Here is a 17,414-nt window from a genome sequence, read left to right on the forward strand (position 1 = left end):
AGAGAAACAAGATGGGACGGCGCTCGGAACGGCTTAGCCGACAGGGAATGCTCGCCAGCGAAACCGGCGATGGCGATGTGATCCAGGTGGTGTCGCGCGCCTTCGACGTGTTGCGATGCTTCGAGGGGCATGAGGCGCGGCTCGGCAATCTCGAGATATCGAACCGCTGCGGGCTGCCGCGCTCGACGGTGTCACGCCTGACTCACACGCTGACGCGGATGGGACAGCTGGTCTATCTGCCGCGCGACCAGAAGTATCGGATCGGGCCGAGCGCGGTGGCGATGAGCACCACGATGATGAAGGGGTTGCAGTTGCGCAATCTGATCCGGCTGCGGCTGCAGGATGTCGCCGATCAGCTGCCGGGCACGGTGGGCTTCGTCATCCCCGACCGCTTTCATATGGTCTATCTGGAATTTGCTCGTGCGGCGAACGCGCTCGGCCTGCACGAGGCCACCGGCAGCCGCATCTCGATGGCGACGACCGCCGCCGGCCACGCCTACACCGCAGCGCTCGATCCCGCGGTCGGCGATGCGCTGATTGCCGAGATGGAGCGCGAGCTGCCCGACGGCGCCAAGATGCTGACGCCGCGCATCGAGGCCAACCGGAATCATCTGCGCGAGCACGGTTATGTCGTCGCCTGCGGGCTGTGGAGCCCGCACATCAACGGCGTCGCGGTCCCGGTGTGGTCGCCGCAATACCAGACCTATGTCGTGACCACGATCGGCCTGCTCTCGGCGATGTATGACGAGGCGCGGCTGCATCGCGAAGTCGCGCCGCAGATGATCGAGCTCGGCGCCGCGATCGGCAGCTTGCTCGAAGGCGCCGACGGCGACATCTTCGCCAATCGGATCGAGCGCAAGACGCTTCCGGTGACCGCCCATAACAACAAGATCATCAAGAGGGAGGCCCTGAATGAACTGGAAGCCGGAGCTCGACGACCTCGCCCGGCGCGAAGCGTTCGCGCGGGAGATGGGAGGCGTTGACAAGGTCAAGCGGCAACGCGACCAGGGCCGGCTCACCGTCCGCGAGCGCATCGACGGGCTGGTCGATCGCGAGAGTTTTCACGAGATCGGCGCCATCTCCGGCATCGCCGAATACGACGAGAACAACGAGCTCAAGCATCTGACGCCGGCGAACTGCGTGTTCGGCCGTGCTCGCGTCGATGGCCGCACCGTGGTGGTGGTCGGCGACGATTTCACCGTGCGCGGCGGCTCGGCCGACGCGTCGATTTCCGCGAAGCCGCTGATGGCGGAGGAGATGGCGCATGACTTCCGCCTGCCGATCATCCGGGTGATCGAAGGTTCCGGCGGTGGCGGTTCGGTGAAGACGATCGAGACCAAGGGCGCGGCGAACCTGCCGGGCGGCGTCGGCGGCACGCGCTGGTACTGGTACACGACGGCCAATCTGGCGCGCGTGCCCGTGGTTGGGCTCGGCCTGGGCTCGGTCGCCGGCCTCGGCGCCGCGCGGCTCGCGGCAACGCATTACTCCGTGATGACGAAGGCGTCCGCGATGTTCGTCGCCGGCCCACCGGTGGTGAAGCGGCTCGGCCAGGACCTGACCAAGCAGGAGCTCGGCGGCGCCGACATCCAGACCCGCGCCGGCGCGATCGACCAGGCTGTCGAGACCGAAGAACAGGCGTTCGACTGCGCCAGGCGTTTCCTGTCCTATCTGCCGTCGTCGGTCTACGAGTTGCCGCCGACCATTCCCTGCACCGACGATCCCGCGCGCGCCGAGGAGGCGCTGCTCACGGCGGTGCCGCGCAATCGCCGGCAGGTCTACAAGATGCGGCCGATCATCGAGGCCGTCGTCGACAAGGGCTCGTTCTTCGAGGTATCGGCCAATTTCGGCCGGCCGATCATCACGGGCCTGGCGCGGATCGAGGGCAGGTCGGTTCTGCTGCTCGCGAGCGATCCCTTCCACTATGGCGGCTCCTGGACCGCGGATGCCTGCGCCAAGGTGGTGCGCTGGGTCGACTTCGCCGAGACCTTCCATCTGCCGGTGGTCTATCTGATGGATTGCCCTGGCTTCATGATCGGGCTGGAAGCCGAGAAGTCCGCCACCATCCGCCACGGCGTGCGCGCGATGGCGGCGGTCAACCAAAGCACGGTGCCCTGGTGCACCATCATCATCCGCAATGCATTCGGCGTCGCCGGCGTGGTGCATCAGCCGGCCAACCGCTTCTCGATGCGCTACGCCTGGCCGTCGGCCTATTGGGGCTCGCTGCCGCTGGAAGGCGGCATCGAGGCGGCCTATCGCGCCGAGATCGACGCGGCTGCCGATCCGGCGGCGAAGCTGCGCGAGATCGAGGATCGCCTCAACAAGCTGCGCTCGCCATTCCGCTCGGCCGAGAAGTTCTGGGTCGAGGAGGTGATCGATCCGCGCAAGACGCGTTCGCTGCTTTGCGAATTCGTGCGTCTCGCCGAGCCGATCCGCAGCGTCGGACCGCCGAGCAACATGTCGACGCGGCCGTAGCGCTTACCACTGTCATTCCGGGGCGGTCCGCAGGACCGAACCCGGAATCTCGAGGTTCCGGGTTCGATGCTACGCATCGCCCCGGAACGACATTCTCAATCACTCTCCCGATGCACGTCGTGGATCACGATGCCCATGCCGTTCTCGGGCATCTTGATCCAGTCGCGGCGCTTCAATGAGCGCTTGGTGTCCTCGTGGCCGCTGACCCAGTGCTCGCGCATCGAGGTGCCCGAGAATTCGTGGTCCTTGGCGTCGCCCTCATAGGCCTTCTGCTGGTAGATCAGTTGCAGCAGCGTGATGCCGGGCAGCTTGCTGTTGGTCTGCTTGAGCTTCTTCTCCTGCTCCGAGAGCTGATCGTCGGGGATCTTGCCCAGCGCGTTGTGCAGGGCGGTGCGCAGGCCATAGGTCTTGCGATAGACGTCGGTGTTGTAGCGGGTGCGCGAGGAATACATGATGTCCTTGTGGCGGGCCATCACGTCCTGGATGTCGCGCGGCAGCGCGCCGCGGGCCGAGAACAGGTCGACCTGGAACACCAGCGAGTTGGCGTTGTCTTCCTGGTCGAGCAGGTGCTGCAGCGGCGTGTTGGAGACGATGCCGCCGTCCCAGAAATGATCGGTGCCGATCTTCACCATCGGCAGCGCCGGCGGTAGCGCGCCGCTCGCCATGATGTGCTCGGGGATGATCTCGTCATAAGCATTGTCGAAATAGATGAAGTTGCCGGACAGCACGTTCACCGCGCCGACCGCGAAGCGGATCTTCTTGGAATTGATGCGGTCGAAATCGACCAGCTCGAGCAGCGACTCCTTCAGCGGGGAGGTGTCGTAATAGCTCGTCGCGGTGCGCGCGCCGGCCGGGCTGAACCATGGATTGGTCTGATGCGGGGTGAAGAAGCCGGGCTGGCCCATCGTGGTCGTCATCCACGAACTGGTCAGATTGCGTGCCTTGCGAAAGACGTCGCCGTCCGGCGTGTAGTGCCAGATCTTGCGGCTGGTGATGCGGTCCCAGAAAATATGCAGCCGCTCCAGCCGCTTCTCCGGCGGGTTGCCGGCGATGATCGCCGAATTGATCGCGCCGATCGAAACGCCGCAGACCCAGTCCGGCTCGATGTTGGATTCATGCAGCGCCTGGTAGACGCCGGCCTGATAGGCGCCAAGCGCGCCGCCGCCCTGCAGCACCAACGCGACTCGATCGCAGCCTTCGGGCCGCCAGCCGGGCGTTGCGTGCTCGATGTCCTGGAAATGAGGGGATCGCGCGTCCATATCACACACTCCAAATTTTGCGGCGAGAATTCAGCGCGGCCATGACGCCATGATGACAAGCGCTGTTCGCTTGCGCGGCGCATCCGGCATGGCTGCCTGCATGGTTAGCATTGGCCTCCGCACGGAAGCGCTGGTCATGCGACTGACGGAAATCCCTCATATCGCTGTCAATCTCGGCCGCTAGCGTTCTGCGCAATATTGCAAACAGGGGGTTATTGCGATGCGCAGGGAAGATCTGCTGAAGCTTCCGTCGATGCCGGCTGCCGGCCCGAGCTATCCCGCCGGTCCCTATCGTTTCGTCGATCGCGAGTTTCTCGTCATCACCTACGAGACCGATCCGATGCTGATCCGTGCCGGCCTGCCTGAGCCGCTGGAGCCGATCGCAGACCCGATCGTGCACTATGAATGGATCAGGATGCCCGACTCGTCGGGCTTCGGCAGCTACACCGAGTCCGGTCTCGTGATCCCCGCGCGCCTGCACGGCGAAGAGGTCAACTTCGTTTGCCAGATGTATCTCGACGACGATCCGCCGATCGCGGCCGGCCGCGAGATCTGGGGCTTTCCGAAGAAGTACGCCCATCCCAAGCTCGAGATCGTCAAGGACACGCTGACCGGCACTTTGGAGTATGCCGGCCAGCTCGTGGCCATGGGCACCATGGGCTACAAGCATGAGAGCATGGCGGGCAATGGCGATGCGACGCGCGCCACGCTGTCGAAGACGCAGATCAATTTGAAGATGATCCCCGGCGTCGACGGCCATCTCGAGATCTGCCAGCTGGTCGCGATCAACCTCATCGACATCAACGTCAAAGGCTCGTGGATCGGGCCCGGCCGGCTGCATCTGGTGCCGCACGTCAACGCGCCGGTGGCGGACTTCCCGGTCAAGCGCGTGATCGGCGCGCATCATTATATCGCCGACCTGACGCTGCCGTTCGGCCGCGTGGTGCATGATTACAACAAGGTTGCCGAAGAGGTCGCGCCGACCGGCCTTGCGGCAGAATAGCGCAGGTCGCTGACATCAAACTGTAACGCGCGCGCTCTCCTATCCGTGGGACTCCGCGACGATAGGACGCGCGCGTCCGCTTTTGTGTTGGCAGGAATATTGAATATGCGCCGTCGAATTATGCGCCGAGCATTTGCCTGGGAGGCCCGCCGTGCAGGCTGATACGCCTCCCACCAATCTCGTGGAGATCCGGCCCGGCCAGGGTCAGGAGATCATTCCCGGACTGGTCTGGGCCTTCCGCCTGCACCACGACGGCGCCGCCGAGGCGCTGCCGGTCGATGCGCCGATCGAGCCGAGCCGTGACGGGCGGCTTTGGCTGCACGTCAACCTGGCCGATGCGCGCGCCCGGGCGTGGCTCGCCACCGTCCATATCCCGCAGCTCGCGCGCGACCTGCTGCTGTCGGGTGATCGGTTCCAGCAGATCCACACCATCGAGAACTGCGTCTACGGCGTGTTCTCGGACCTGGTGCGCAGCATCGATGCGCCGACCGAGGAGACCGACTTCCTGCGCTTCGCGATGACCGAGCGGCTCCTGATCAGCGGCCGCCATCAGGCGCTGTGCGCGGCCGATGCGACCCGCCGCGTGCTCGAGGGCGGCTATCGCGTCGAGACCGTGGCGGCGCTGCTTGAGAAGATCGTCCATGAGGTCGCCGACACCATGGACCGCATCGCCGACAAGATGGGCACCGAGCTCGACACCATCGAGGAGCAGGTGGTCTCGGGCGACTCGACGTCCGAAACCCGCAGCACGCTGGCCCGGATGCGCCGCACCAGCGTCGGGCTGCATCGCCAGCTGATGGGCCTGCGCGTCGTGTTCCACCGGCTCGAGCTGAAGAACATGGACGATCTCAGCCCGGCGCTGCGGCTGCAGGCCGGCAAGCTGGCGCAGCGGCTCGACGGCCTCGACCACGACATCGTCGAGCTGCGCGAGCGCAGCCGCCTTCTCGAAGAGGAGCTGCGCTTCAAGCTGGAGGAGGAGAGCAACAAGCATCTGCACGCGCTCGCCGTCGTCACCATGATGCTGCTGCCGCCGACGCTGGTGACCGGCATCTTCGGCATGAACACCAAGGGGCTGCCGCTGACCGACAACGAGAGCGGCTTTTTCATCGCGGCCGGTCTCCTGGTCGGCTCGGCGTTGCTGGCCTATCTGATCATGCGGCGGCTCGGCATCGTCAGATAGAACGGTCGCGCCGCGGTCCCCGCCATGTCCAGACCTCTCTTCCGCGCAACGATGGTGGCCGCGGCCCTCGCGTTCGCGACGCCCGCGCTGGCGGACGACAAGCCGGTCGCGGACCGCATCGCCGACACCCGCGCGGCGCTGGAGCAGGCCGGCTACCAGTTCAGCTTCACCTATATCGGCGAGAGCTTTGCCAACGTCTCGGGAGGCATGGCGACCGGCGCGATCTATACCGGCCGCCTCGATCTCGGCACCACCATCGACCTCGAGAAGGTGTTCGGCTGGACCGGCGCGACGTTCCACGCCAACATGTACCAGATCCATGGCGACGGCCTGTCGCGGAGCTATGTCGGCAATCTGATGCTGGTGTCCGGTGTGGAGGCGCTGCCCGCGACCCGGCTCTATGAACTCTGGATCGAGCAGAAGCTGCTCGACGGCAGGCTTGCGATCCGTTTCGGCCAGATCGGCGCCGATGTCGAGTTCATCGACAGTCAGTACGACGACATCTTCATCAATTCGGCGCTGGGGTGGCCCGGCATTACCGGCGTCAATTTGCCGTCAGGCGGCCCGTCGCCGGCACTCGCGGTGCCGGGCATCCGCGTCAAGGCCAATCTGTCCGATCGCATCACCGCCTACCTTGCGGTGTTCGACGGTTCGGCCGCGCCGCAAGGCGACCTCGATCCGCAGATCCTCAATCCCAACGGCATCGCGTTCCGCGTCAACGATCCGCCGTGGTGGATCGGGCAGCTCAAATACAAGTTCGAGATCGGCGAGAGCAAGCTGCCGGCAACGATCACCGGCGGCGCCTGGTATCACCAGATGTCGTTTGCCGACCAGCGCTACTCGGCCGACGGGCTGTCGCTGGCCGACCCGAACAGCTCCGGCGATACGCTCTGGCACCGCGGCAACAACGGCGTGTTCATGGTCTATGAGCAGCAGCTGACGCGCACCGCCAAGGATCCGGACAAGGGCGTCGCATTCTTCATGCGCGCTTCCGTCAGCCCGTCCGACCGCAATCTGGTCAGCGCCTATGTCGACGGCGGCCTCCTGTTCACGGGCTTCAGCGACAAGTACCCGAACGACAGGTTCGGCGTCGCTGCCACCTACGCGAAAATCTCGGATGCCGCCCGCGCGCTCGACCGTGATACGCAGATCTTCACGGGCACGCCGTATCCGATCCGCGATTACGAGGCGGTGCTCGAGGTCACCTACCAGCACGTCGTGAACGACAATTTCACGGTTCAGCCGGTGTTCGAGTACATCGCCCATCCCGGCGGCGGCGCCGTCGATCCCTATGATCCGACGCAGACGCATCGGATCAGGGACAGCGTGGTGGTCGGTGTGCGCACTATCCTCTCATACTAAGCCGCCGCCGCCTTCGGTTCCGCCGCGGGCTTCGGTTGCGGCCGCGCGATCGCGAGCGCGATGGCGGAGGCGAAGATGCAGAGCAGGCCGGCGATGAAGAAAGCCGGCAGATAGCTCGCATAGATCGTGCGGGACAGCCCGGCGCCGAACGCCGCCGCGCCGGCGCCGATCTGATGGCCCGCAAAAATCCAGCCGAACACCAGACTGGCGCGCTCGGCGCCGAAACGCTGCGCGGTCAGCCGCACCGTCGGCGGCACGGTTGCGATCCAGTCCAGCCCATAGAACATCGCAAACACCGACAGGCCGTAGAACGTGAAGTCGGAAAACGGCAGCCAGAGCAGCGACAGCCCGCGCAGGCCGTAATACCAGAACAGCAGATAGCGGTTGTCGTAGCGGTCCGACAGCCAGCCCGAGATGATGGTGCCGAAGAAATCGAAGATGCCCATCGCCGCGAGCAGGCTCGCGGCCTGCACCTGCGGAATGCCGTAGTCGAGGCACATCGGGATCAGGTGCACCTGCACAAGGCCGTTGGTCGAGGCGCCGCAGACGAAGAAGGTGGCAAACAGGATCCAGAACACCGACGACTTCGCGGCGTCGCGCAGCGTGCCGAGCGCCGCCGCCACGATCGGCGCGTTGGCCGGAGGCGGGGCAGGGACCGGCGCGGTGCCCTCGTCGCCGAACGGGCGCAGGCCGACATCGCTCGGCCGGTCGCGCATCACCATCAGCACGGCAAAGGCGGCAAGGCCGAGTGCGACACAGATCACGCCGAGCGCGACGCGCCAGCCGTAACGTTCGGTCAGCGTCGCGATCAGCGGCAGGAAGGCGAGCTGCCCGGTGGCGACGCTCGCGGTCATGATGCCGATCACCAGGCCGCGCCGCGCCACGAACCAGCGCGAGGCGATGGTCGCGCCCAGCACCAGCGCCGTCATGCCGGTGCCAATCCCGATCACCACGCCCCACAGCGCGACCAGCTGCCAGACCTGCGTCATGCCGAGCGAGGCGAGCAGGCCGGAGACCACGATGAGCTGTGCCGCCAGCGTCACGTTGCGCAGGCCGTAGCGGTTCATCAGCGCGGCGGCGAACGGCGCCATCAGCCCGAACAGGATGAAGCGGATCGACAGCGCGGACGAGATCTCGGCGGTCGACCAGCCGAACTCCTTCTGCAACGGCACGATGAAGACGCCGGGCGCGCCGACGGTGCCGGCCGAGATCAGCGCAGCAAGGAAGGTGACGGCGACCATCACCCAGCCGTAATGGATGTTGCGGCGGGCGAGGGTGGAAGCAAGCCAGTTCGAGATCATTGTGGTCCAGAAAATTATTGTGAGGGTCTATTTGCTGATGCTTAATATGCCACGGGAGAGCCATGGCTAAAATGCCATAGTTCCCTCGTTTTCGGACATAGTGCAGCGGCGTCAAAAACGCCTTTTGTCCCGACGGGTCGTCGTTGCAAGGAGCCAACGCGTCGCGCAAACGCGCGCCCGATGACAGGCTCCGCGACAAAGCAATCCATCGCTCCGCAGATGCGGTGACATGGATTGCTTCGCGAAGCCTGTCATCGGGCGGCGCTTCGCGCCGACCCGCTGGCTTGCAATGACGGTGGATAGTTCAGTTCGTCACCCGCTCCACGGCGATCGCGGTGGCCTCGCCGCCGCCGATGCACAATGCGGCGACGCCGCGCTTCAGATTCTGCGCTTCGAGTGCGTGCAGCAGCGTCACGATCAGCCGCGCGCCGGTGGCGCCGATCGGATGGCCGAGCGCGCAGGCGCCGCCGTTGATGTTGAGCCGGTCACGCGGGATCGCGAGGTCGCGCTGCGCCGCCATCGCGACCACCGCGAAGGCTTCGTTGATCTCGAACAGGTCGACATCGCCGACGCTCCAGCCGACCTTGTCGAGCAGCTTCCGGATCGCCGGGATCGGCGCCGTGGTGAACCATTGCGGCTCCTGGCTGTGGGTGGCGTGGCCCTTGATCTCGGCAATCACAGGCAGGCCGTCGCGATCGGCGAGCGAACGCCGTGCCAAAATCAGCGCGGCGGCGCCGTCGGCATTGGCGGAGGAGGCGGCCGGCGTGATGGTGCCGCCGGCGCGGAATGCGGGCTTCAAGCCGGGGATCTTTGCCGGGTCGACCTTCAGCGGATGCTCGTCATTGCCGATGACGCGCGGGCCGGTCTTTTCCTTGACCGTGATGGGCGCGATCTCGGCCTTGAAGGCGCCGCCCTCGACCGCCTTGCGGGCGCGGCTCAGCGTCTCCATCGCGTAGCTGTCCTGGTCGGCGCGGGTGAACTGGTAGGCTTCCGCAGTTGCCTCGCCGAAATCACCCATCGAGCGGCCGGTCTCGTAGGCATCTTCCAGCCCGTCCATCATCATGTGGTCGATGATGCGGTCGTGCCCGGCGCGATAGCCGCCGCGGGCCTTTTGCAACAGATACGGCGCGTTGCTCATGCTCTCCATGCCGCCCGACACCACGATCTCGGCCGAGCCGGCCTTGATGATGTCGTGGCCGAGCATGGTCGCCTTCATGCCGGACCCGCAAACCTTGTTGACGGTGGTGGCGCCGGTGGCGTCAGGCAGCTTTGCGCCGCGCGCGGCCTGACGGGCCGGCGCCTGGCCCTGGCCGGCCGGCAGCACGTTGCCCATGAACACCTCGTCGACCCGCTCAGGCGCGAGCTTGGCGCGCTCCAGCGCCGCGCCGATCACATGCGAGCCGAGCTGATGCGCCGAAAACGGCGTGAGTTCCCCGAGGTAGCGGCCGAGCGGGGTGCGGACGGCGGACAGGATGACGACGGGATCGGATGCCATGGCGGGACTCCCTTGAGGACCGGAGATTCTATTGAATTATATACATCATATGATGCGGTGCGAAAAAGGGCAACGGGCATGACAAATTGTCGTGTTCGGATGAGTTGGATGGGGACGCCCATCCGTCGTCCGGGCGAAGGCCAGGACGACGTTGGGGTTTTGGCGCACACCTCTCTCCACGCCGTCGTCCCGGCGAAGGCCGGGACCCATACTCCGTGGCGGATGTTGCTGAAGGGACTCGTCGTTCCAGCGTCGCGCGCCAACTAGCATTCGTGGCTATGGGTCCCGGCCTTCGCCGGGACGACACTGAATTTGTGGCGCCGCGGGCGCAGGGAAAGCCGGGCGCCGATTGCACCCATGGATCCGGTGCAACAGAAAGCACCGAGGTAGGACCACAGGTGTAACCGGAAACAACCCGGCTTTCCCTGCGCGAGCGTCATTCCGGGGCTCGCGCTGCGCGCGCCCCGGAACGACGTTGCTCAGCGACCGACCATCTGTTGCAGATGCTCCGGATAGCGCGCGCCTTGCACCTCGATGGCGGCAAGCGCGGTGTCGATCTCGGCGAGATCGGCCGGCGTCAGCGTGACGTTGGCGGCGCCGATATTTTCCTCCAGGCGATGCAGCTTGGTGGTGCCGGGGATCGGCACGATCCACGGTTTCTGCGCCAGCAGCCAGGCCAGCGCGATCTGCGCCGAGGTTGCGCCCTTGCCGGCTGCGATCCGGCCGAGCCGATCGACCAGCGCCTGGTTGGCTGCGCGTGCCTCGGCCGAGAATCGCGGTACGAGGTTGCGGAAATCGTCGCTTGCAAACGTCGTGCTGGCGCTGATCGCGCCGGTGAGAAAGCCGCGGCCGAGCGGGCTGTAGGGCACGAAGCCGATGCCGAGCTCCTCGAGCACGGGGAGGATCTCTCGCTCCGGCTCGCGCTCCCACAGCGAATATTCGCTTTGCAGCGCCGTCACCTTCTGCACCGCATGCGCCCGGCGGATGGTCTGCGCACCGGCCTCCGAGAGGCCGAAATGCCGGACCTTGCCGGCACCGATCAACTCTTTCACCGTGCCGGCGACGTCCTCGATCGGCACCGCCGGATCGACGCGGTGCTGGTAGAGCAGATCGATGACATCGATCTTCAGCCGCTGCAGCGAAGCATCCACGACCTCGCGGATGTGGTCGGGCCGGCTGTTCAGGCTGCGATGCCGCTCGGCCATGGAGCCGATATCGAAACCGAACTTGGTGGCGATCACGACATGGTCGCGAACCGGCGCCAGCGCTTCGCCGACCAGTTCCTCATTGACGAACGGGCCGTAGACTTCGGCGGTGTCGAACAGGGTGACGCCGTGCTCGACGGCGGCGCGGATCAGCGCGATGCCGTCCTTCTTCGCGATGGCCGGGCCATAGGCGAAGCTCAGGCCCATGCAGCCGAGGCCGATCGCCGAAACTTCGAGGTTGCTGTTGCCGAGTTTCCGTTTCTGCATGTTGGCTCTCCACGTCGATGACAGGGATCTGTCGCGACACCATCTAGGGCGTGGTCCGGCAAGCGATTAGACGCTAGGATCGGGATGGACTTATGAATAGGATTCATGAATGCCGCGGCACGACGTCAACGACCTGATCGCCTTCCTCGCGGTGGCACGGGAGCGCAGCTTCACCCGCGCCGCCGCCCGGCTCGGCGTGTCGCAATCCGCGCTCAGCCATACCATGCGGGCGCTGGAGGAGCGGCTGGGGCTGCGGCTGTTGACCCGCACCACGCGCAGCGTGGCGCCGACGGCGGCGGGCGAACGGCTGTTGCAGAGCATCGGCCCGCGCTTCGAGGAGATCGAGGCCGAGCTCGCCGCGCTCAGTGCCCTGCGCGAGCGGCCGGCGGGATCGATCCGCATCAACGCGGGCGCGCACGCGGCCGAGACGATCCTGTGGCCGGCCTTGGCTTCCTTGCTGCCGCGCTATCCCGACATCAAGGTCGAGCTCTCGATCGACGACAGCCTCGCCGACATCGTCGCGGGACGCTTCGATGCCGGCGTCCGGCTCGGCGAGCAGGTGGCCAGGGACATGATCGCGGTGCGGATCGGGCCGGACTTCCGCATGGTCGTGGTCGGGGCGCCCGCTTATTTCAAGCAGCGCGAGCCTCCGAAACGGCCGCAGGACCTGACCCGGCACGACTGCATCAACATCCGCCTGCCGACCCATGGCAGCATCTACGCCTGGGAGTTCGAGAAGCGCGGGCGGCCGTTGAAGGCGCGTGTCGACGGGCAATTGACCTTCAACAGCACCCCGCTGCGGATCAAGGCGGCGATGGCAGGCCTCGGGCTCGCCTACGTCTCGGAGGATCAAGTGCGCCCACAACTCGCCAAGGGGCAACTGCTCCAGGTGCTTGACGACTGGTGCGCGCCGTTTCCCGGCTATCACCTCTATTACCCGAGCCGCCGGCAATCCTCGCCGGCCTTTGCGTTGCTGGTCGATGCGCTGCGCTATCGCGGCCGCGAGGGATGAAAGCGTCGTCATGCATGGCGGCATGCGGCGGTATCAATTGACAGCGGTCACCCCGCGACTAGGCTGCCCGAATGGGGACGATTTCCCAGAAGAATCAAGAACAAGGGCAGGGAACGCCGTGACCAGCGTCATTGCGCCGTGAGCGCAGCCACGCGGACCTCCGCGCTCGCGCCTTTTCGCATCAAGAGCTATCGCTTCCAGTGGCCGTCCGACCTGCTCACCTCCTGGGCGTTCGAGGTCGAGACGCTGGTGCTCGGCTGGTACATCATGGTCGAGACCGGCTCGGTGCTGCTGCTCACCGTGCTTGCCTCGCTGCAATATGTCGGCACGCTGATCGCGCCCGTGGTCGGCATGATCGGCGACCGCATGGGACACCGCGACCTGCTCGCGGTGATGCGCTTTGCCTATACGGCGCTGTCGGGGACCATCATGACGATGGCGCTGACCGGCCATCTGGCGCCGCTCAATGTGATGATCATCGTCACCCTGATGGGGCTGATCCGGCCGTCCGATCTCGGCGTGCGCGGCGCGCTGCTTGCCGACATCATGCCGCCCGAGCGGCTGGTCGGCGCCATCAGCCTCGCCCGCACCACGCAGGATTCGGCGCGCATCGCCGGCGCCTTGACCGGCGCCAGCCTGTTCGCCGCGCTGGGCATCGGCTACGTCTATGTCGGGATCGCCTGCTTCTATTTCACCGCCGCGGTGCTGATGCTGTGCATGACCCGACCGGCGATCGCGCACGCCACCAGCGATCATGCCGCGAGCGGCACGTTCGCCACGACGCTGCTGCGCGACCTCAAGGAAGGCATCGTCTATGCCTGGAACGGCCCGGGCATGCGCGCCGCGCTCTGCGTCGCGTTTCTCGCCAACCTCACGGCGTTTCCGCTGACCAACGGCCTGTTGCCCTATGTCGCGCGCGATATTTTCCACACCGACCAGACCGGGCTCGGCTATCTCTCGGCGAGCTTCGCCGTGGGATCGCTGACCGGCTCGATCACGCTCAGCATGGCCGGCGGCGTGCGCATCGCGCGGCTCTTGATCGGCGCGACGCTCGCCTGGTACGCGATGCTGCTGGTGTTCGTCGAGCTCCGCACCATGCCGGTGGCGATGGCCTGCCTGGTGCTCGCCGGCATCGCACAGAGCATGTCGATGATCGCAGCCGCGGTGATGCTGATGCGCAACGCCAGCGCGCACCTGCGCGGCCGCGTGATGGGCGTGCGCATGATGGTGATCTACGGCCTGCCGCTCGGCCTGCTCGCCGCCGGCAGCCTGATCGACCTGATCGGCTATTCCGCCACGGGGACGCTGCTCGCGGCAGCGGGGTTCATCGCGATGCTCGGCATCGCACTGCATTGGCGAGCCGATCTCTGGCCGGTGCACGCGCCGGCGAATGCGAGGTGAGGGGACTACGCCCCAATTTGCACTTCCGGGTTGTCAATGTCTTTACGAAGAACGCGAGAACCTCTTGGCTGGGGCACCCGGCTGATCTGAATATCAGCCGACATCCCGGACATGGTGCCGAATGACCGCGTCGGAATTCCTGCATATGATTCTCGCGACCTTGCTGACGCTGGTGGCGAGCTTCGCGGGCCAGAGCACGCTGTTCGTCCCTGTTCCTGCCGCGTTTGCTCCGGTGACGGACTTTTCCTGTCCGGAGCCCGGCACGGTCTTCACCTACGACGTCAAGGCGTCGAATACCAACCGTCCCAACCGGATGACCGCGATCGAGCAGGATAATTTCAACTGCCGGATCAGGTCCGACGCGTGGGGCCTCTACGACTGGTTCGGCGGCCTTGGTCCGCGTCTCGATGATACGGACGCTGCCGAGAAGAGATTGATCACCGATCTTTGGCCGCTGCGTGCCGGCAAAGCGGGGACCATCAGCAAGTACGACATTCCCTCGAAATACAGCGGACTTGAGTACTCTGTGGTCGCGTATGGATTGGCTCGCGTTCCCGCCGGCGTCTTTTGGGCCTACAAGGTCAGGAAGGAATATTACTGGCAGGGCAGGCTGTATCACACGACGACCCTTTGGTGGGCGCCTTCGTTGCGATGGGTAATCTTGCAATGGCCCGAGGAGCCCGGAAAGATAGCACGACCCGGCGGGTTGAATTGGGCGCTGCTGTCGGTCAGCGCCGGGCAAAGCCAGCAGTGAGCGTAACCCGGATGAAACCAACGGGGTCGCGCGAACGCGCGCGCAATCCGCTTCGGCTCAAGAGCAGCTCGCGGTCCCAAACGGCACGTTCGGGAATGACCACTCGAACTTCTCGCCACTCAGGGTCGTGCAGTGCCGCGTCGCAGGCTGGGCCGGTGCGGCCGGAGCCGGGGTCGCGGCGGCATCGGGACGGTCGTCCTGTTTTGGGGCGTCGCTGGCTTGCGGCGCGGGAGATGCTGCGGGCTGCTCGGTGGCGGAGGCGAGCGTCACGCCGCACAAGCCGGTTGCGTGGGCCGCCAGAACCAGGACGGAAGTGAGAAGCAGCTTGTTCATGAGTGCCTCCTCTTTTCGACGGAGCCGCGGTTCGTTCCGAATGCCATCCTAGACCAGAGAAGAGGATTTTCCGTGATCACGATCACGCCTGCACCGCGGAAACGCGCATGCGCGCGGCCCGTAGCCCGGATTTCGCTGCGCTCCATCCGGGCTACAAAGGTCGTCTACCGCTTCCTGTCCAGAAAACCTTGCAACAGGCGCTGCGGCTCGCCGGTCAGGAAGGACTGCCCGAACACGCCGACGCTGAGATTGACGGACTCGGTCAGCGGCAGCTCTTCCCATTGCCGCAGCAGATCCTTCTGGATGCGCAGCGCTTCGGGGCCGCATTCCAGCAGCGCCTTCACGGTGTGCTCGACGGCCTCGTCGAGGCCGCCGGGTTTTGCCACCTTGTCGACCAGCCCCCACGCGAGTGCAGTGGGCGCGTCGATGTTCTCCGCGGTCATCATCAGGAAGCGGGCGCGGCCCCAGCCGATCAGGCGCGGCAACAGCGCCGCGTGAATCACCGAGGGGATGCCGACGCGGACCTCCGGCATGCCGAACATCGCATCATGCGCGGCGATGCGGACGTCGCAGGCGGCCGCGACCTCGAGCCCGCCGCCGAGGCACCAGCCGGGCAGGCGGGCAATGACGGGCGCCGGGAATTTCCGCACGGCCTCGCAGAGGTCGCGCAGGCGGCTGATGAAATCCTCGGCGGAACGCTGGTCGAGCCGCGCCATCTCGCGGATGTCGGCGCCGCCGATCATGCTGCGCTCGCTCTCACCACGCAGGATCACGGCGCGGATCTCGCCGTTGGAGGCGAGGTGCTCAAGACCCTCGCGCACGCCGTCGGTGACGTCGGAGCTCAGGATGTTGAGCTTGCCCGCGTTGCAGATCACGAGCCGCACGACGCCTCTGGCGTCGCCCGCAATGCCGCAGTGGGGGTTGAGCATGTCCATGGATGAGGTCTCGGAGCAGGGAACGGATCGCGTCATGTCCCGGACAAAGCGGGCCGCTGTCAAGGGAGCAGCAACGCAGTTGCGCGCGAGGGCCTGCTCCAATAGAATTACATTTATCATACAAAAGGAGCCGCCATGACTGCCGCCGCGACCGACCTGTTCTCGCCCGATCTGCTGCGGGTCCGCGTGGTGGAATGGCAGGCGCCGGGGCCGGCCGCGAAGGTGGCGTCCGCGATGTCGGGCTGGGATGCGATGTGCGCGATCCGCGACGGCATTCTGCCGCCGCCGCCGATGGCCAGACTGATCGGGTTTCGCATGGCCGTGGTCGAGCGGGAGCGGATCGTGATGGAACTCGATCCGCATGAGAGCCTGGAAAATACCATCGGGCTGATGCACGGCGCGACCGCAGCCGCGCTGCTCGACACCGCGATGGGCTGTGCGATCTCGACCGTGTTGCCGGCGGGGCAGACCTCGGTGACGCTCGACCTCAAGCTGACCTATCTGCGCCCGCTCTCGGTTCGCTCGGGAACCATCGCCGCCGAGGGCAGGGTGGTCAAGCTCGGTCGCCAGACCAGCTACGCCGAGGGCTTCGTTCGCGACGGCAAGGGCAATCTCGCAGTGCACGCAACGGCAACCTTTTCCATGATCGGAGAACCGGCAAAAGCGAAATAGCTGCAGCTTTTCCGCCGCAAATCTGTTATTATATGATTGGAAACATTTCATGAGACTGACATGCGCTATTCCAAGGAACACAAGCAGGAGACCCACGCCCGGATCGTGAAGAAGGCCGCAACGCGGCTGCGCGAGCGGGGCGCGCATGGCATCGGCGTCGCCGACCTGATGAAGGACGCCGGCCTGACCCATGGCGGTTTCTACGCGCATTTCGATTCGCGCGAGGCGCTGGTGATCGAGGCCTTCAGCTATGCGATGGACCGCGCCACCGAGCGCTGGCGCAAGGTGGTCGCCGAAGTGCCGGCCGAGAAGCGGCTTGCCACCATCGTCGACGGCTATTTGACGACCGTTCATCGCGACGATCCCGGCCAGGGCTGCGCGGTACCCTCGCTCGGCGCCGAGATCGCCCGCGAGAGCCCGAAGACCCGCAAGGCATTCGCGCAGAAGCTCGAGCAGATGATCGACATGATCGCCGACCAGATCAGTGATGTCCCGCGCAAGGCCGCGCGCAAGCAGGCGATGGCGACGCTGGCGACCATGATGGGCGCGATCGTGATGTCGCGGATCGCGGGCACCGGGGAAATGTCGGACGAGGTTTTGAGCGCCGGCCGCGAAGCGGCACTGGGCCGTGCCGCGGCGGCGAAGACGCCGGCCAAGAAGGCAAAGGTGAATTAGGCGAACTCTTTCCTCATCGTCGTCCCGGCGAAGGCCGGGACCCATAACCCCAAATGTTATTTGTTTGACTCCGCTGGGATCGCAAATC

The 17,414-nt window shown here is 65.7% G+C and carries 16 protein-coding genes; 10 read left to right on the forward strand and 6 right to left on the reverse strand.

What is annotated here, in order from left to right; translation table 11 throughout:
- The first annotated feature begins 11 nt into the window (after positions 1-11).
- Both IC762_RS15175 and IC762_RS15180 read left to right on the forward strand, forming a co-directional pair.
- A complete protein-coding gene (locus IC762_RS15175) occupies positions 12-983 on the forward strand; it encodes an IclR family transcriptional regulator (RefSeq protein ID WP_195789571.1) in 972 nt (323 codons plus the stop codon).
- Positions 913-2,472, forward strand: coding sequence for an acyl-CoA carboxylase subunit beta (locus IC762_RS15180; protein WP_195789572.1), 1,560 nt, complete (start codon positions 913-915; stop codon positions 2,470-2,472). Before IC762_RS15175 ends, IC762_RS15180 begins: the two co-directional genes overlap by 71 nt.
- 95 nt (positions 2,473-2,567) lie before the next feature.
- Here the strand turns inward: IC762_RS15180 and IC762_RS15185 are convergent, their stop codons facing one another.
- Positions 2,568-3,731 (reverse strand): patatin-like phospholipase family protein, encoded by a 1,164-nt coding sequence (locus IC762_RS15185; RefSeq protein WP_195789573.1) that lies wholly within the window; start codon positions 3,729-3,731, stop codon positions 2,568-2,570.
- A 220-nt stretch (positions 3,732-3,951) separates the two neighbouring features.
- Between IC762_RS15185 and IC762_RS15190 the strand changes: the two genes are divergently transcribed.
- The 3 genes from IC762_RS15190 (at position 3,952) to IC762_RS15200 (ending at position 7,276) form a co-directional block, all read left to right on the forward strand.
- Positions 3,952-4,734: an acetoacetate decarboxylase gene (locus IC762_RS15190; RefSeq protein WP_195789574.1), complete on the forward strand. Its 783-nt coding sequence runs from the start codon at positions 3,952-3,954 to the stop codon at positions 4,732-4,734.
- Positions 4,735-4,915: 181 nt separating this feature from the next.
- Complete coding sequence (locus IC762_RS15195; protein WP_195790145.1) at positions 4,916-5,914, forward strand: transporter; 999 nt, start codon at positions 4,916-4,918, stop codon at positions 5,912-5,914.
- Between the two features lie 24 nt (positions 5,915-5,938).
- Positions 5,939-7,276: a carbohydrate porin gene (locus tag IC762_RS15200; protein ID WP_195789575.1), complete on the forward strand. Its 1,338-nt coding sequence runs from the start codon at positions 5,939-5,941 to the stop codon at positions 7,274-7,276.
- Here the strand turns inward: IC762_RS15200 and IC762_RS15205 are convergent.
- The 3 genes from IC762_RS15205 to IC762_RS15215 form a co-directional block, all read right to left on the reverse strand.
- Positions 7,273-8,577 (reverse strand): MFS transporter, encoded by a 1,305-nt coding sequence (locus IC762_RS15205; protein WP_195789576.1) that lies wholly within the window; start codon positions 8,575-8,577, stop codon positions 7,273-7,275. The two genes, IC762_RS15200 and IC762_RS15205, sit on opposite strands and share 4 nt — an antisense overlap.
- Before the next feature lie 304 nt (positions 8,578-8,881).
- Complete coding sequence (locus IC762_RS15210; RefSeq protein WP_195789577.1) at positions 8,882-10,072, reverse strand: acetyl-CoA C-acyltransferase; 1,191 nt, start codon at positions 10,070-10,072, stop codon at positions 8,882-8,884.
- A gap of 479 nt (positions 10,073-10,551) precedes the next feature.
- Positions 10,552-11,544, reverse strand: coding sequence for an aldo/keto reductase (locus tag IC762_RS15215; RefSeq protein ID WP_195789578.1), 993 nt, complete (start codon positions 11,542-11,544; stop codon positions 10,552-10,554).
- 109 nt (positions 11,545-11,653) lie between these two features.
- Between IC762_RS15215 and IC762_RS15220 the strand changes: the two genes are divergently transcribed.
- The 3 genes from IC762_RS15220 to IC762_RS15230 all read left to right on the forward strand — a co-directional run bounded on the left by IC762_RS15220 (position 11,654) and on the right by IC762_RS15230 (position 14,711).
- On the forward strand, positions 11,654-12,556 hold the full coding sequence (locus IC762_RS15220) for a LysR family transcriptional regulator (RefSeq protein ID WP_195789579.1): 903 nt from the start codon (positions 11,654-11,656) through the stop codon (positions 12,554-12,556).
- Between the two features lie 138 nt (positions 12,557-12,694).
- Positions 12,695-13,957, forward strand: a complete 1,263-nt coding sequence (locus tag IC762_RS15225; RefSeq protein ID WP_195789580.1) for an MFS transporter — start codon at positions 12,695-12,697, stop codon at positions 13,955-13,957.
- A gap of 121 nt (positions 13,958-14,078) precedes the next feature.
- Entirely contained in the window at positions 14,079-14,711 is a 633-nt protein-coding gene (locus tag IC762_RS15230; protein ID WP_195789581.1) for a hypothetical protein, read from the forward strand.
- A gap of 57 nt (positions 14,712-14,768) precedes the next feature.
- Here IC762_RS15230 and IC762_RS15235 read toward each other — a convergent pair whose 3' ends face one another.
- Together IC762_RS15235 and IC762_RS15240 are read right to left on the reverse strand one after the other, a co-directional pair.
- Positions 14,769-15,044 (reverse strand): hypothetical protein, encoded by a 276-nt coding sequence (locus IC762_RS15235; RefSeq protein WP_195789582.1) that lies wholly within the window; start codon positions 15,042-15,044, stop codon positions 14,769-14,771.
- Positions 15,045-15,208: 164 nt separating this feature from the next.
- On the reverse strand, positions 15,209-15,979 hold the full coding sequence (locus IC762_RS15240) for an enoyl-CoA hydratase (protein ID WP_195789583.1): 771 nt from the start codon (positions 15,977-15,979) through the stop codon (positions 15,209-15,211).
- A 135-nt stretch (positions 15,980-16,114) separates the two neighbouring features.
- Here IC762_RS15240 and IC762_RS15245 point away from each other — a divergent pair, with 135 nt between their 5' ends.
- Both IC762_RS15245 and IC762_RS15250 read left to right on the forward strand, forming a co-directional pair.
- Positions 16,115-16,651: a PaaI family thioesterase gene (locus IC762_RS15245; RefSeq protein ID WP_195789584.1), complete on the forward strand. Its 537-nt coding sequence runs from the start codon at positions 16,115-16,117 to the stop codon at positions 16,649-16,651.
- Positions 16,652-16,711: 60 nt separating this feature from the next.
- The gene (locus tag IC762_RS15250) at positions 16,712-17,326 is read left to right on the forward strand and encodes a TetR/AcrR family transcriptional regulator (protein WP_195789585.1); all 615 of its coding nucleotides are present in this window, start codon (positions 16,712-16,714) and stop codon (positions 17,324-17,326) included.
- The last annotated feature ends 88 nt before the right edge of the window (positions 17,327-17,414 follow it).

Origin of the sequence: Bradyrhizobium genosp. L (assembly GCF_015624485.1) — a bacterium.
In the GTDB taxonomy this organism is placed as follows: Bacteria; Pseudomonadota; Alphaproteobacteria; order Rhizobiales; family Xanthobacteraceae; genus Bradyrhizobium.